This is a genomic window from Bacillus sp. J33 (assembly GCF_000518885.1).
Classification (GTDB): Bacteria; Bacillota; Bacilli; order Bacillales; family Cytobacillaceae; genus Cytobacillus.
The window spans coordinates 15,944-30,490 of record NZ_JAEL01000071.1 but is presented as its reverse complement, the minus strand read 5'-3'; the positions used below and the strand labels follow the sequence as shown (position 1 = coordinate 30,490).

General features: G+C 42.7%; 14 protein-coding genes. 9 read left to right on the top strand and 5 right to left on the bottom strand.

Annotation, left to right across the window (positions count from 1 at the left end; genetic code table 11):
• Positions 1–37: 37 nt before the first annotated feature.
• From L634_RS0119000 to L634_RS0118990, 3 genes are all read right to left on the bottom strand, one after another.
• Positions 38–889 (bottom strand): IS3 family transposase, encoded by an 852-nt coding sequence (locus L634_RS0119000; RefSeq protein ID WP_026581950.1) that lies wholly within the window; start codon positions 887–889, stop codon positions 38–40.
• The gene (locus tag L634_RS34970; protein ID WP_026581951.1) at positions 886–1,218 is read right to left on the bottom strand and encodes a transposase; all 333 of its coding nucleotides are present in this window, start codon (positions 1,216–1,218) and stop codon (positions 886–888) included. Before L634_RS34970 ends, L634_RS0119000 begins: the two co-directional genes overlap by 4 nt.
• A 412-nt stretch (positions 1,219–1,630) precedes the next feature.
• Positions 1,631–1,816, bottom strand: coding sequence for a 2-hydroxymuconate tautomerase (locus L634_RS0118990; RefSeq protein WP_026583807.1), 186 nt, complete (start codon positions 1,814–1,816; stop codon positions 1,631–1,633).
• 639 nt (positions 1,817–2,455) lie between these two features.
• Here L634_RS0118990 and L634_RS0118985 point away from each other — a divergent pair.
• Complete coding sequence (locus L634_RS0118985; protein ID WP_026583806.1) at positions 2,456–3,115, top strand: site-2 protease family protein; 660 nt, start codon at positions 2,456–2,458, stop codon at positions 3,113–3,115.
• Positions 3,116–3,164: 49 nt separating this feature from the next.
• Entirely contained in the window at positions 3,165–3,677 is a 513-nt protein-coding gene (locus L634_RS0118980) for a YwhD family protein (RefSeq protein WP_026583805.1), read from the top strand.
• 671 nt (positions 3,678–4,348) lie between these two features.
• Here the strand turns inward: L634_RS0118980 and L634_RS0118970 are convergent.
• A complete protein-coding gene (locus L634_RS0118970) occupies positions 4,349–6,418 on the bottom strand; it encodes a transglycosylase domain-containing protein (RefSeq protein WP_026583804.1) in 2,070 nt (689 codons plus the stop codon).
• Between the two features lie 431 nt (positions 6,419–6,849).
• Here L634_RS0118970 and speE point away from each other — a divergent pair, with 431 nt between their 5' ends.
• The 7 genes from speE to L634_RS0118935 all read left to right on the top strand — a co-directional run bounded on the left by speE (position 6,850) and on the right by L634_RS0118935 (position 13,134).
• Positions 6,850–7,677 (top strand): spermidine synthase, encoded by an 828-nt coding sequence (gene speE / locus L634_RS0118965; protein ID WP_026583803.1) that lies wholly within the window; start codon positions 6,850–6,852, stop codon positions 7,675–7,677.
• Positions 7,678–7,737: 60 nt separating this feature from the next.
• On the top strand, positions 7,738–8,625 hold the full coding sequence (gene speB, locus L634_RS0118960; RefSeq protein ID WP_034262898.1) for an agmatinase: 888 nt from the start codon (positions 7,738–7,740) through the stop codon (positions 8,623–8,625).
• A gap of 136 nt (positions 8,626–8,761) precedes the next feature.
• Complete coding sequence (locus tag L634_RS0118955; protein ID WP_026583801.1) at positions 8,762–9,214, top strand: DUF1934 domain-containing protein; 453 nt, start codon at positions 8,762–8,764, stop codon at positions 9,212–9,214.
• The gene (gene argS, locus L634_RS0118950) at positions 9,201–10,871 is read left to right on the top strand and encodes an arginine--tRNA ligase (protein WP_026583800.1); all 1,671 of its coding nucleotides are present in this window, start codon (positions 9,201–9,203) and stop codon (positions 10,869–10,871) included. Before L634_RS0118955 ends, argS begins: the two co-directional genes overlap by 14 nt.
• A gap of 307 nt (positions 10,872–11,178) precedes the next feature.
• Positions 11,179–11,358 (top strand): XapX domain-containing protein, encoded by a 180-nt coding sequence (locus L634_RS0118945; protein WP_026583799.1) that lies wholly within the window; start codon positions 11,179–11,181, stop codon positions 11,356–11,358.
• 283 nt (positions 11,359–11,641) lie between these two features.
• Positions 11,642–12,556: a DMT family transporter gene (locus L634_RS0118940; RefSeq protein ID WP_034262901.1), complete on the top strand. Its 915-nt coding sequence runs from the start codon at positions 11,642–11,644 to the stop codon at positions 12,554–12,556.
• A gap of 26 nt (positions 12,557–12,582) precedes the next feature.
• Complete coding sequence (locus L634_RS0118935; RefSeq protein WP_026583797.1) at positions 12,583–13,134, top strand: cysteine dioxygenase; 552 nt, start codon at positions 12,583–12,585, stop codon at positions 13,132–13,134.
• Between the two features lie 204 nt (positions 13,135–13,338).
• Here the strand turns inward: L634_RS0118935 and cls are convergent, their stop codons facing one another.
• Entirely contained in the window at positions 13,339–14,547 is a 1,209-nt protein-coding gene (cls, locus tag L634_RS0118925; RefSeq protein ID WP_026583795.1) for a cardiolipin synthase, read from the bottom strand.

Here is a 14,547-nt window from a genome sequence, read left to right as displayed (position 1 = left end):
TTGGTCTTGCCCCTGTCAAGTAGACAACCTAAAAAAGCTAAGCAGCGAGCGCGTTTCGATATTCAATCGGTGCGCGTTTCTTTAGTTTCTTTTGTCTTCGTTTGTAATTGTAATGATAGATGTAATCTTCAAGGGCTTGCTCTAGCTCTTCTTCTGAAATACACTTGTCTATATACAACTTCTCTGTTTTGAGGTGTGAGAAGAATGATTCTACACAGGCATTATCCAGGCAGTTTCCTTTTCGAGAGTGGCTGCCCTTGATGCCATAAGCCTCTAATCGATTGTTGTATAGCTTTGACGTATACTGGAAGCCCTGATCCGAATGGAGAACGGCTCCAGCTACGTCTTTTTTCTTTGTCCATTTATCTACCGTATTTAACACAAGTTCGAGATCGTTTCTCTTGGATAGCTCCCAACTTACTATTTCATTATTGAAAAGATCCTGAATAACGGATAAATAATAAAATTCTTCTCCAACAGACACATAGGTAATATCCGTTACCATCTTTTGATTAGGTCCAGCAGCCTTGAAATTCCTCTTAAGGCGATTGGGGAAGATGACTGAAGGACTATGGCCATGTCGTTTTCTCTTCTTCCGGATGACTGATTGTATATCCATTTCCGTCATAAGCTTATAGACCTTTTTATGATTGATAGAATAACCATTTTCATTTAGTTCATCTGTGATACGCGGCCGGCCAAATTCGGGATGCATGAAGTGGATTCCCATAATGTGCTCGCGAATATCCTGTTCCTTCCCAGCCTTCTCTTCCCGTTGAGTGTTGGTTTTCCTCCATTTGTAATAACTTGCAGGTTTGATGTAGGCAATCTCTAGCAGCCAGGAGACAGGATAGTCACTTCTTAATTCATCTATCAGTTTATATTTTATTCTTCTGGGAATGTCTTTTCCTCCTTTACCAGATTTGGATACTGCTTTTTTAAATATTCAACCTGTGCTTTTAAATAATCTCTTTCCTCTTCAACTGACTTAAATTTAGTCCTGGGCCTGCCTTTTAAAGGATTGAACACTCCTTTACGCTCATCAAAAGGTACTCCATTTTTCCATTTCCTAACCCACACTTTAAGCTGGCTGCAATGACGGATTCCCAACTCTTCTGCCAATACTTTATAACTCTTTGAACCATTCACGTATTTCATTACAGCATTACGTTTGAACTCCTCTGAATAGCTATTAAAAGTTTGTCCTTTCTTTGCCATAGAAAAATCCCCTCCAAGTAGCATTCTTTCCTCCATGGTAACATGAAGGTTTTTTTGAATGTCTACTTAAAGGGGACAATAACAGCTGCATTAAGGTGCCCGGCTTTTCTAATTGTGGAAATCTTTATGCAGGAAATGTAATTTATCAGGAGAAGCATATAAAAAGGGCAATTTTCTAGGAACTGCCCTTTTTAATAATAGCTGTGTTAAAGCTGAATATTGATTTAACACCGTGTTGATTGGAGCGGAAGGCGCGAGATCCTCGAAAACCGCATTTCCTTCGTGCGATGGTTTTTCATGGATGCTAATTCAATGTCCTGCGGGAAAAGCGAACCAAAGGGAGACCCCGCGGTTCGCTGAGTGCCGCAGCGGAAATCAGTACTCAAGTTTAACAGAGCATTCATAATATATTCTATTCGTCGCTTAAGCGCTTGCCGCCAATTGCATAGTGGTTCTTGGACATTTCTTCAATAAAAACGACAATTTTGTCCTTGGAGGCACCAGTAGTTTCGTTAACGGCATCTGTTACTTTTTCTACTAGCGCTTTTTTTTGTTCTTCTGTACGGCCTTCCAGCATTTTGACTGTTACGTATGGCATTTTGTTTCCTCCTCTTATTTTAAAAGATAAAAAAATTATTTTGAACCTCGATAACTATCTAGCTCCATTGCCTAGGGCTCTCTGGTCTAAGCCGTGCCCCTGCAGAAGGCCAAGAACGCCTCCCTCCGGGACCCGTCTTATGCTTGCGCCCCTGGGCAAGGCGCTTGCACTTTTCTTACGATTGTAGTTTTCCATAATTTTTTGCATTGTGCAAGCATGATGGCACGTTCTTTCCCTTTCGTGTGGTGTTCATGTATACTTTTAAGTAAATAGCGGCAGTGGTTCGTACATAGTATGTATTAAAACCTGGAAAAAATGAATGCTGTGTTAAATGATTATGTTGATTTTGGCACCCTGTTGATTGGAGCGGAAGGCGCGAGAATCCTCGAAAATACTGCCAAATTTCCTTTTGCGGTGATTATTCAAGGATGCTAATTCAATGTCCTGCGGGAGAAGCGAGTCAAAGAGAGACCCCACAGGCGTGAATGCGCCGAGGAGCGCCGGACCGCCCGCGGAAGCTTGAGCTCCTGGAGCAGAAGCCAGCAGGCAAATTTAACAGAGCCAAAGTGAAAATGAAAAGTATCAATTGCCCTGGCAGTGAAGTACTACGTTTGCCGGCAGGAGAGGGAGTTTTGGCTTGTGGAACAATTTTTAGCGTTTTCTCTCAGGGAGATTCCCTATGTGGCTGTAACATTAATGATTGCCTTTACGGTCCATGAATATGCCCATGCTTATGTGGCTTACAAATTTGGAGACCCAACGGCACAGAAACAGGGCAGATTAACACTGAATCCCATGCAGCATCTGGACCCTATTGGGACTATACTGATTTTTATAGCTGGTTTTGGATGGGCGAGGCCCGTTCCAGTCAATCGATTCTTCTTTAAGAAGCCGAAGCTTGCGGGTATTTCTGTATCGATTGCAGGCCCTTTGTCCAATCTGGTGATGGCGGTTCTCGGCTTTTTTATCTGGTATGCCCTTGCAGGGACAGGGTTGGCCGCATCCTTCCCGCCGTTTGTTGCGGATTTTTTAAATATATTTATCCAGTTAAACTTAGTGCTTTTCGTGTTTAATCTGCTGCCGTTCCCGCCGCTTGATGGCTACAGAATTATAGAAGATTTGGCACCAGCCCATATTCGCCCGAAGATGACCCAGTTTGAAGCATATGGCTCTGTCATTTTTCTTATCCTTGTAATTACTCCGCTGGACCAATACACCATCCAGCCCATTTTCAACACCATATTGCCGGTTCTGGCAAGCGGCCTGAATGATTTTTTCTACGAACTATTTATGACATAATAAGTGAAAAAGCTAATAGATGAGATTAAGGTGCTTAGGAGGATTTGATATGGAAGAAAAAAAGAAAAAGAAGGTTGATTTTAATATTATAAAAAACGACCCGACTGATGGGCATGGAGGCTTTGGCGTCGGTACCCTCAGCCTTGATAATGTGACACCTGTCATCATTGATGTAGATGCCGGCGAGGCTACAATCGAAGTGGGCGCCATGCATGCAAGGAGCCCAGTTGAAAAGGGAATTAAATTCCTGCCAAATAAGGATGAAGTGCCAAATGGAAAGCCATACTGGCTGATCTGGGTAACCATTGACCGCAAAGAGGGCGGCCCTTATTATGCTGGTGTGACAGCATGCGAGATGACGGTAGACCGCGAAATTCGCAGAGGATACAAGTCCCTGCCAGAGCATGTTAACCGAATGGATAAATCGATTAAAAGACAAATTATTGTTGACCATATGGATGAAAAATCAAAAGAAGTGCTTGCTGAATTTTTGAAAAATCATGACGCAGGCATGTGGGAACGTTCGGAAGAGCAGCTAAAATCAGATTTACAAGCGAAGTAGAAAAAAAGTCTAAATTTGTGACGAATTTGTGACATTTTGTTGACGTGGTTTTCTAACTACTTGTACAATTCCAATAAAAAAAGTAAACTATTTAACAGTGTGAAGGCACAATATAGCACTAGGACATGAAAAACCCCGGGATTCGGACCCCGGGGTTTTTCAATTTTTAGAGAGTGTGCCGAACCAGAGTGAACGGCCAGCAAACAATAGTGCCGGAAGTCGGGTGAAAGCCTGTTGAAGGGAACTAATCAAGGGGAATAGTGCCGGAAAACAGAGGGAAAGCCCTTTGAAGGGAACTAATCAAGAAGAATAGTGCCGGAAAACAGGGTGAAAGCCCTCTGAAGGGAACTAATCAAGGAGAATAGTGCCGGAAAACAGGGTGAAAGCCCTCTGAAGGGAACTAATCGAGAAGAATAGTGCCGGAAACAGAGGGAAAACCCTCTGAAGGGAACTAATCAAGGAGAATAGTGCCGGAAAATAGAGGAAAAGCCATCAGAAGGAAACTAATCAAGGAGAATAGTGCCGGAAAACAGAGGAAAAGCCGTCCGAAGGGAACTAATTGATTTAATAATGCCAAACTCATCAGGAAAGCCTGAAAAGAAATAGAAGCACGCATAAATTAAAAAATGCCCGATCCCATTCATGAGATCAGGCATCCAGGCACATCATCATTATGAAGCCCACTGGAACAGCTTCTTATACCAAGGAGTCTTCGGCTTCTTTTCAGGCTGTTCAGGTTGTTTATCTTCTTTATGGTCTAAATGCTCCGTACAATATTCTGTTGGTTCTGTTCCTTCCGTAAAATAAGTAAGGCGTTTGACCGGACAGTTTTCGCCGGCAATTTTTCCGTTGGCTGGGTCAACATAGACGCCAACTGTGCCCTTTGGTGCTTTGAAATCCTTTGCCGGCTTCCCTTTATGGGCCTCCTCCATAAACCGGATCCATATATTTTTAGCATACGTTTTATCAACGCTGTTTGTAATCACATGTCCCTTATCATAACCGGTCCATACAGCTGTTACAAGCTGAGGGGTAAAGCCGGCCATCCAGCTGTCCGCTTCGGTTGATCCGGATTTTCCGGCATAGGGCCTGGTCATATCACCAATCACTGTGCTTCCTGTTACCTGTGCATAGCCATTCAGCTTTGGATCAAAAATTCCTGTCATCATATGGGTCATGACAAAAGCAAGATCCTGGCGAAGGGATCGTATTTGGAAGGGCTCATGCTCATAGATTACTTCGCCTTTATGGTTTTCAACCCGCTTAATCAATACAGGAGAAACCTTTTTTCCGCCATTGGCAAACATGCTGTAGGCATTGGCCAGCTCGATGACTCTTACACCAGAAGTCCCTAGTGCAAGTGAAGGAACCTTTGCCATTTTTGATGTAATTCCAAATTTCTTCGCCGTATTTACGAGTGTCTCTTCTCCTAAAAATAAATGAGTCTTTACAGCATAGACGTTGTCAGATAAAGCAAGTGCCTGAGCCATTGTAATATCATCATCCGCATATTTGCTGTTAAAATTGTGCGGCGTGTAGTCAGGTGTGCCATCTTCAAAGCGGAAGGTGGTCTGTTCGCTTCTTATCGGAGTTGAGGGGGTAAACCCTTGCTCCAATGCTGCGTAATACAGCAGCGGCTTTATTGTCGATCCCGGCTGCCTTACAGCCTGGACAGCCCTGTTAAATGGGCTTTCCTCATAGTCTCGCCCTCCGACCATTGCTTTGACATAGCCGTTTTTCGGGTTCATGGCTACGATCCCGACTTGAATCTCGGAGTCATTTGAAATTAGTTTATCCACTGTTTCTTCTGCAATCTCCTGCTCCTTCAGATTCAATGTGGTGTATACCTTCAATCCGCCCAATTCAATTGTACGGTCATCCAGGTTAAGCTGGTTTTTAAGCGCACTGCGTACAGCGTCCTGGAAATAAGGTGCTGTTTTCGTCTTGGGGTGCATGTGCTCGCCAACAAGTTTCAGCTCTTCAGCAGCAGCAAGGTCAGCCTTTTTTTGGCTAATCATCTTGTTTTTAACCATTGTCTGCAGGATTACCTTTTGCCGCTGGTTTGCTTTTTCAGCTGATGCAAATGGCGAATAGATGCCAGGTCCCTTTGGAATGCCGGATAAAATGGCTGCTTCAGCCAGTGTTAGGTCACTTGCGTCTTTTCCGAAATAAAAGTGGCTTGCTGCCTGTGCGCCATAAGCACCATTTCCGTAATAAATCGTATTTAAATAACCTTCTAGGATTTCCTTCTTGGAGTAATTCATCTCCAGCCTGATGGTATAGAAAGCTTCAAGTATTTTCCGCTTCCATGTTTTTTCGTGTTCCAGGAAAAGGTTGCGGGCATATTGCTGGCTGATTGTGCTGGCGCCCTGAACTTTTGCCATTGCTTTAATATCAGCGAGAACAGCACCAGCGATTCGTTTATAGTCAAATCCGTTGTGTTCGAAAAAGTTTTTATCCTCAATTGACACTGTCGCATCAATTAAATGCGGGCTTATTTCCTCAAGAGGTGCCCAATAGCGCTTCTGTCCGTTATGGCTTTCGCCAATTACAGCGCCATCATCCGATAAAAATAAAGTGGATTGCGGTACGGAGAGCGGCGGCGGACCCAATATTTTGGCATAAACCAGAATGCCCCCGATCATAACTACTGTAAGAGCCATTCCTATTAAGCTAATAATGAGAATAGCCCGCAGGTATTTCATTGTTTTTCGAAAGCGCTGATCCGTCATTAATTCCAATTGTGACACCCCCCGAATTCTTTCTTCTAGTTTTTTAATTAGGCTTTTTTCTCATAAATTGCTGCTTTTCTTGATAAATTCTGACCGTTGATTTCGCTGCGGTCACTCAAGCTTTCCCCGGGAGGGATAGAGCCTCCCTGGCCGCCTTCGGCTCGCTATGCAACTGTAGCGGAAATCAACAGGCAAGTTTAACAGAGTGATCCTTATAAAATCTAAGGAAGTATAAATACATATTCTTAGTATTGAAAAAAAGGGAGAGTTTTAAACATCTTTCTCTAGCAATTAGCGAAATTTTTCTTGCAATTTTGCTAGATTCAACTATACTTTTTCTGTGTTTGTAATTTGCATGTTAGGGAAGTATAAAAGATGATCATGCTTTTTGCTGCTCCATTAACGATATTTCATTTTTTTATGGAAGGATTGATTAAAGAATGGGACTTTGGTTTACAGAAAAACAAACTGAGAACTTTGGCATTACGATGAAGGTGAAGCGTACTTTACATACAGAACAGACGGATTTCCAAAAGCTTGATATGGTTGAAACAGAAGAATGGGGCAATATGCTTCTTCTTGATGACATGGTTATGACTTCAATCAAGGATGAATTTGTTTACCATGAGATGGTTGCTCATATTCCTTTATTCACTCATCCAAACCCTGAAAACGTTCTTGTAGTAGGCGGCGGTGACGGCGGTGTAATCCGTGAAGTGCTGAAGCACCCAAGCGTGAAAAAAGCGACTCTTGTTGATATTGATGGAAAGGTTATTGAGTATTCCAAGAAGTACCTGCCTGAGATTGCAGGCAAGCTGGATGACCCGCGCGTTGATGTTCAGGTTGGAGATGGCTTTATGCACATCGCGGAAAGCGACAATGAGTATGACGTCATCATGGTTGACTCAACTGAGCCAGTAGGCCCGGCAGTAAATCTTTTCACAAAAGGCTTCTATGCTGGAATTTCCAAAGCGCTTAAGGAAGACGGGATCTTTGTTGCCCAGTCTGACAACCCTTGGTTCAAAGCAGATCTAATCCGCAACGTACAGCGCGATGTAAAAGAAATCTTCCCAATCACCCGTTTGTACACTGCGAATATCCCTACGTACCCAAGCGGCATGTGGGCATTCACAATCGGATCTAAAAAATACGATCCGCTTGAAGTAACGGAAGACCGTTTCCATGATATTGAAACAAAATACTATACAAAAGAATTGCATAAAGCGGCATTTGTATTGCCGAAGTTTGTTCAGGATTTAGTAAAGTAAATACAAATCATAGGCTGCTTTTTCAAAAAGCGGCCTTCTCCAATACATAGGAAGTGAGGGATGACCTTGGTACGTTTCGACGAAGCCTACTCGGGCAATGTTTTTATTAAAAGCCATCCTAGTTATGAAGAAAGTGAAGCAGTGATTTATGGAATGCCAATGGACTGGACAGTCAGCTACCGTCCGGGTTCACGTTTCGGTCCTGCCCGCATCCGTGAAGTATCCATCGGGCTTGAAGAGTACAGCCCCTACCTAGACCGCGAACTGGATGAGGTAAAATATTATGATGCTGGCGATATCCCGCTGCCTTTCGGAAATCCGCAGAAAAGCATCGATATGATTGAAGAGTTTATTGACCAGCTTCTGGCTGAAGATAAATTCCCGCTTGGTATGGGCGGAGAGCATTTGGTTTCCTGGCCTGTCATTAAGGCAATGTACAAAAAGTATCCGGATTTAGCGATTATCCATATGGATGCCCATACTGACCTGCGTGAGCATTATGAAGGGGAGCCGTTATCCCATTCTACGCCAATCCGTAAAGCAGCAGATTTAATCGGACCAGGTAATATTTATTCCTTTGGAATCCGTTCCGGTATGAAAGAGGAATTCGAGTGGGCAAAAGAAGCGGGCATGCACATTTCTAAATTTGAAGTGCATAAGCCATTAAAAGATATCCTTCCTAAGCTTGCAGGACGTCCTGTATATGTAACGATTGACATTGATGTTTTAGACCCTGCACATGCACCAGGAACAGGCACGGTGGACGCAGGCGGCATCACATCAAGAGAGCTTCTTGCATCCATTCATGAAATTGCGCATTCAGATGTGAAAGTTGTTGGAGCCGATCTGGTTGAGGTTGCGCCAATCTATGATCATTCTGAGCAAACAGCCAATACAGCGAGCAAAATGATTCGTGAAATGATTCTTGGGTGGGTTAATAAAAAATAATACAGTAGAAACGGGGACTGGGGTCTCCGTTTTTTTTTCGGCAAATTTCGGGTTGTACCTGGTACTCGTCTTGCACTTTCCCTGTGGAGTATTTATACTTATATAGTTATAGACAAGAGAAAAGGATGTGTTGCCGTTGTCCAGTCGCTCAGCGGAACAAATGCCTGTGAAGATAAAAGTGAAAACGGATATTCGCAGCGGAGGCAGCAAAGAGACTTTTGAATTGACTGCTTTTGGCCGATACTATATAAAGGATTCCTCCCGTTTCCTTCAGTATGATGAAGAGATGGAAGAAGGAACAGTAAAAACGATTATAAAGATGTCCGATACGGATGGACTGATTTTAAGAAGCGGCGCTGTTAAAATGAGGCTGCCGTTCAGGATGAATAAAAAGCTGCGGGGCAGCTATCAGACACCTTATGGAGTGCTTGAAATGGGCACTGTGACGAAGAGGATGGATCATCAATATAATGATAAATCAGGTGAAGGTTCCATCGATATTCTATACGATTTAAAAATGCAGGGATCGCAGGCAGGTACATATCATTTGGCGATTACGTTTGAGGAGGAAAACAATGAACATAGTTGAGCAGGTGCAAAGCAAGTTAAAGCAGGAAATTAAGGATGCGGTTGTGAAAGCGGGTTTGGCAGCTGAAGAGCAAATTCCTGATGTTATCCTGGAAATCCCTAAAGAAAAGGCACATGGAGATTATTCTACGAACATGGCAATGCAGCTGGCGCGTGTGGCCAAGAAAGCACCAAGAATGATTGCAGAGGATCTAATTGCTAATTTTGACAGCTCAAAGGCTTCGATCGAAAAAATTGAAATTGCCGGCCCTGGCTTTATCAATTTTTACATGAATAATTCTTATTTGACTGACCTGATTCCAGCAGTTCTTGAGGCAGGCGACAAGTACGGCGAAACAACTGTCGGCAACAGCCAAAAGATCCAGGTGGAGTTTGTATCCGCAAACCCGACAGGCGACCTGCACTTGGGACATGCGCGCGGTGCGGCAGTTGGTGACTCCCTATGCAATATTTTAGCTAAAGCAGGCTACGATGTATCACGCGAGTACTATATTAACGACGCTGGAAACCAGATTAATAATTTGGCTTTATCGGTTGAGGCTCGTTATTTCCAGGCTCTTGGCATGGATAAGGAAATGCCGGCAGACGGCTACCATGGCGAAGACATTATCGGCATTGGCAAAAAGCTGGCGGAAGAGTTCGGTGATAAATATGTAAACGCTGATGAAAAAGAGCGTTTTGACTTTTTCCGCGAGTATGGCTTGAAATATGAGATGGCAAAGCTTAAACAGGATCTTGAGGATTTCCGGGTTGGCTTTGATGTTTGGTATTCAGAAACATCTCTTTACAACAACGGTAAAATCGACACAGCTCTAAAAGCGTTAAAGGATAACGGCCACATTTACGAAGAGGATGGGGCAACATGGTTCCGCTCCACGACTTTCGGTGATGATAAAGACCGTGTTCTCATAAAAAATGACGGCTCCTACACGTATCTGACTCCAGATATCGCTTACCATAAGGACAAGCTTGAAAGAGGCTTTGAAAAGCTGATCAACATTTGGGGTGCTGACCACCACGGCTACATTCCGCGCATGAAAGCGGCCATTGAGGCACTTGGCTATGATCGGGAGGCGCTGGAAGTGGAAATTATCCAGCTTGTTCATTTGTATAAAAACGGCGAAAAAATGAAGATGAGCAAACGAACTGGTAAAGCTGTTACCATGCGCGATCTTGTCGAAGAGGTTGGCCTGGACGCAACACGCTATTTCTTTGCCATGAGAAGCGCTGACACTCATCTTGATTTCGACCTTGATCTGGCTGTATCCCAGTCCAACGAAAACCCTGTATATTATGCTCAATACGCGCATGCACGCATCTCCAGCATTTTGCGCCAGGGTGAAGAGCAGGGATTCTCGGCAGATAATCAAGCTGACTTTTCTCTGATACAGGCAGAAAAGGAAATTGACGTTCTAAAAAAGATCGGCGAATTCCCTCAGGCCGTTGGCGAAGCGGCTCAAAAGCGCATGCCGCACAGAATCACGAACTATATCTTTGAGCTTGCATCTGCTTTCCATAGCTTCTATAATGCTGAAAAAGTATTGGATGCAGAAAATCCGGAAAGAACAAAAGCACGTTTGGCATTGATCAAAGCGGTACAGACAACACTAAAGAATGCACTTGCATTGATCGGGGTATCCGCTCCAGAGAAAATGTAATAGCGTAAATTTAAGCTGGCACAGTCATGTGCCGGCTTTTTTCTGCCAGCAGGGCTGCAAATCTTAATTCTGCTGATAAATATCACATAAGAAAACCTAGGCACTCGTCCAAAATCTGGCGAGTGTTTTTGCTGAAAAAGGGGAAGCTAATAGCATATGTAAAGTGAAACTTCACTCAGTGATATTCTGAGTGTTAGTTGAACTAATCGGGCACTTACGGGCAGTTGTTTTAATTTAAAGGGACTTACTCCCTTTTAGTCTGCAGTTAGACTGGTAAAACATAGTAAATGAGATGAGGGAGGATATTATGAAAATTGTTCTTTTATCCATACTTACAGGATTTCTCGTCGGATTTGTATTTGCTTTTATGAAGCTGCCGATTCCTGCGCCGCCAGCTCTTCCTGGAATCATGGGTATTGTCGGAATTTACCTTGGTTTTAAAGCATATGAAGTGATTCTGCCTTGGCTGCGGAATATAGTGGGATGATGGAAAAGGGGGTGCCCGCATATAGCAGGGGTACCCCTTTTGGTGTCTAATTGAACTTAGCGAATAAATCATGAATTTTAGCGAACAAACAATTAAGTTTAGCAAATAAACAAACAAAATTAGCAAACAAATCGTAAATTCAGCGAACAAATCCGGTAAACTAGCGAACAAATGACCGCGAAAACATTGCAGCAGGGTAAAAACAATTTCTGCATTTTACAATAGGACGAGCATATGATGATAGAAACCGTTATCAGAAAGGAATCGCTCTCCGATGGTTTCAATTAAGCCTCAATTTGCTGCCTCTTTATATGCGACGATTTCGATTAGTTTCTGGGGAATTTCCTTTGTTTCCACCAAGGCAGTCTTGGACAAGCTTGATCCATATACTTTAATTATGCTGCGCTTTGCAATTGGAGCCGTTTTTTTATTGATTGTGCTGATGCTGAAAAGGATCCCCGTTCTTATTCCTTTGATGTATATTCCGCATTTAATTGTATTAGGAGTTCTTGGCGTTTTTGTCCATCAAGTCATACAAGTATCGGCTCTTCTTACGATAGATGCATCCTCGGCAGGCTGGATGATTTCGTTTTCACCTGTGTTTACAGTGATGCTCTCCATGATTTTTTTGCATGAGAAACTTACTTTTGCAAAATCTTTCGGTATATTGATTGCCATTTCAGGTGTTTTGCTGGTGACAGGGGCGAGAAGCGGACAAACCTTGGGATTTGCTTTCAATATAGGTTATTTCCTCATGATATTAAGTACATTGAATTGGGCTGTTTACTCAGTTTTATTAAAAAAATTACATATCAAACTTCCTTCGCTTACGGTTACTTTTTACATGAGTCTGCTTGGATGCCTCTTAACGATTCCATTTTTGCTTAGAGATAGAGGCTGGGAGAGATTTCACCTTTTAACGGGTGCAGAATGGGCCCATATACTATTTCTGGGGATATTTGTGTCCGGCATTGCCTATTGGTATTGGTCTAAGGCACACGAAGTATTGGAGGCGTCTAAGGTTTCCATGTTTATGTATATGGAACCTTTGTTTACTCTTATCGCTGCCATTTTATTGCTCCATGAAAAAATTTTCTTCATAAGCATCCTGGGCGGAATCATAATTATTATTGGAGTGATCATGGTTAATGGCCAGATGGGTTCGGTTTTTCAATATATTTCTTGGAGGAAACGATAATCCACATTTGAAGGGGGAATCGTTTGATGGCCTTGCAAGACCGGTTTAGCAAGTATTTGGGTGCTTTAAAAACACCCTCTGCGAAAGAACTTAAAAAGGCATTGGAATCAATGGATATTAGGCTGGAGGATCTTTTGCCGTATTTGCAATCAGCTGACGGAAAGCCTTATTACCGCAAGCTTCTCTATCAAAATAATGAAGTGGAGCTGCTGGTAATGAACTGGTCTGATATCGAGTGCGCGCCCCACGATCATGGAAGTTCAATAGGATGGATACAAGTTTTAAATGGAGATTCTGAAAATACTATTTTTAAAGTGAAAAAAAATCAGCTTCCTGCAGAGTTATTTGCTGAGGTAAAATCTAAAGGTTCTTTCTTTTTTGCCCGCAAACGAGGCGTGCATAAAATGAAGAGTGCAGGCAAGGAAAATCTTGTAACCCTGCATCTTTATTCTCCGCCAATTACGGGGATGAAGGTATATGATCTGGAAAAATGCGCTGCTTGTGTAGTCTCAGATGATTGCGGGGCATGGTGGCCAGAAGAAACGAGGCAGAAGGTGAGGGAAATTCAATTTAAATAAAAGGGCGTTCCTCTTTGGCCGGGGAACGCTTTTGAAAAATCTTTGAAGTTAAAATGGACTAGCCCTGCGCCTCCGCTTTTCCTGTTGCCATTCAATCTACACCGGGAATGCCGCAGGAGCAGCTTCCCGCAGACTGATAGCGTGGGAAACGTATCCAAAGCGAAATCTCCATTATGCTGCACCTAACTTTTTCCCTGGATACCCTTAAAGGAAGGTGGCCACCGTCCGGGCGAGCATTTCCTTAAACATCCGAAAAGGATCCAGGCGGTTTAATTCTTTTAAAGTTAATCTTTTCGAATTTCTAATGTCTGTATCTAAAATAACTTTGAACCTTTTGATGAATTCTTTGTCATAAATAAAACAATTGATTTCATAGTTTAAAAACAGGCTTCGTTTATCAAAATTGGCTGTACCGACATCGCTGAGTTCATCATCTACAATAATAGCTTTCGCATGGTAGAAGCCATTTAGGTATTCGTATACATAAGCGCCCTGCTTCAGCAATTTCCTTAAGTAAAGATAAGAAGCTTCTTTTACAAGGGCATGGTCTGTCACGAAGGGAATCAGAATTCTAACTGTAATTCCTCTCTCCAATGCATGGCTTAAATCCTTGAAAAGCCTTTTACTCGGAATAAAATAAGGGGTGCCTATCGTAATGGATTTCTTGGCATTTCGGATTAAAGATGAAAAGTCTTCTTCAAGAAAGGCCCCTTTATACGCTCCAAACTGCTGCTTATACTGCCCTGCATGCAGTTCAGGAAAATAGAGGCTGTTAGCCAGCAGATGGGTTTTGGTGGCTTTGTACCAGTCTGCCAAAAATTCTGTTTGCAAATCGTGCACACCTTCACCATGGAATTTCAAATGATAATCACGCCACGGGGTAAGCTTATTATCTTGATTAATGTACTCTTTTCCAATGTTGAAGCCGCCGCTATAACCGATCTTTCCGTCAATAACCGTAATTTTCCGATGGTTTCTGGTCTGGAACGTATAGAAAAGGAAGGGGGGTTTGGGTATATGTGCAAAGGAAAACTTGATTCCGCTGCTTTTGAGATCTTTAACGGTTTTTCTTTTAACAGGAAAGCTTCCGACCCAATCTAGAAGAAGGCGAACTTCGACTCCTTCTTTTGCTTTCCCCTTTAAAATGGTTAAAAACTCCTCGCTGATCTTATCATCCTTCACGATATAAAATAAAATATGGATGTGATGCTGTGCTTTCCTCAATTCAGAAAAAAGATCTTTAAATAAGGGAGGCCCATCAGTAAAGATTTCTATATCCGAATGGCGAATAGGGCAGGCTGTCCGCTCGAGCTTTTTCATATGGTTCTTCCGGCCCCATGTAAAATCAATATACAGCCATAAAAAGATCACGAGTAAAATGACCATGATGATATTCCAAACAGTCAATGCCAT

Excerpts from the sequence above, each read along its gene's own strand:
- L634_RS34970 (WP_026581951.1), bottom strand. The coding sequence starts at position 1,218 with ATGGCAAAGAAAGGACAAACTTTTAATAGCTATTCAGAGGAGTTCAAA.
- L634_RS0118990 (WP_026583807.1), bottom strand. The coding sequence starts at position 1,816 with ATGCCATACGTAACAGTCAAAATGCTGGAAGGCCGTACAGAAGAACAA.
- L634_RS0118980 (WP_026583805.1), top strand. The coding sequence starts at position 3,165 with ATGGAAGAAAAAAAGAAAAAGAAGGTTGATTTTAATATTATAAAAAAC.
- speE (WP_026583803.1), top strand. The coding sequence starts at position 6,850 with ATGGGACTTTGGTTTACAGAAAAACAAACTGAGAACTTTGGCATTACG.
- speB (WP_034262898.1), top strand. The coding sequence starts at position 7,738 with ATGACCTTGGTACGTTTCGACGAAGCCTACTCGGGCAATGTTTTTATT.
- argS (WP_026583800.1), top strand. The coding sequence starts at position 9,201 with ATGAACATAGTTGAGCAGGTGCAAAGCAAGTTAAAGCAGGAAATTAAG.
- L634_RS0118945 (WP_026583799.1), top strand. The coding sequence starts at position 11,179 with ATGAAAATTGTTCTTTTATCCATACTTACAGGATTTCTCGTCGGATTT.
- L634_RS0118935 (WP_026583797.1), top strand. The coding sequence starts at position 12,583 with ATGGCCTTGCAAGACCGGTTTAGCAAGTATTTGGGTGCTTTAAAAACA.
- cls (WP_026583795.1), bottom strand. The coding sequence starts at position 14,547 with ATGGCATTGACTGTTTGGAATATCATCATGGTCATTTTACTCGTGATC.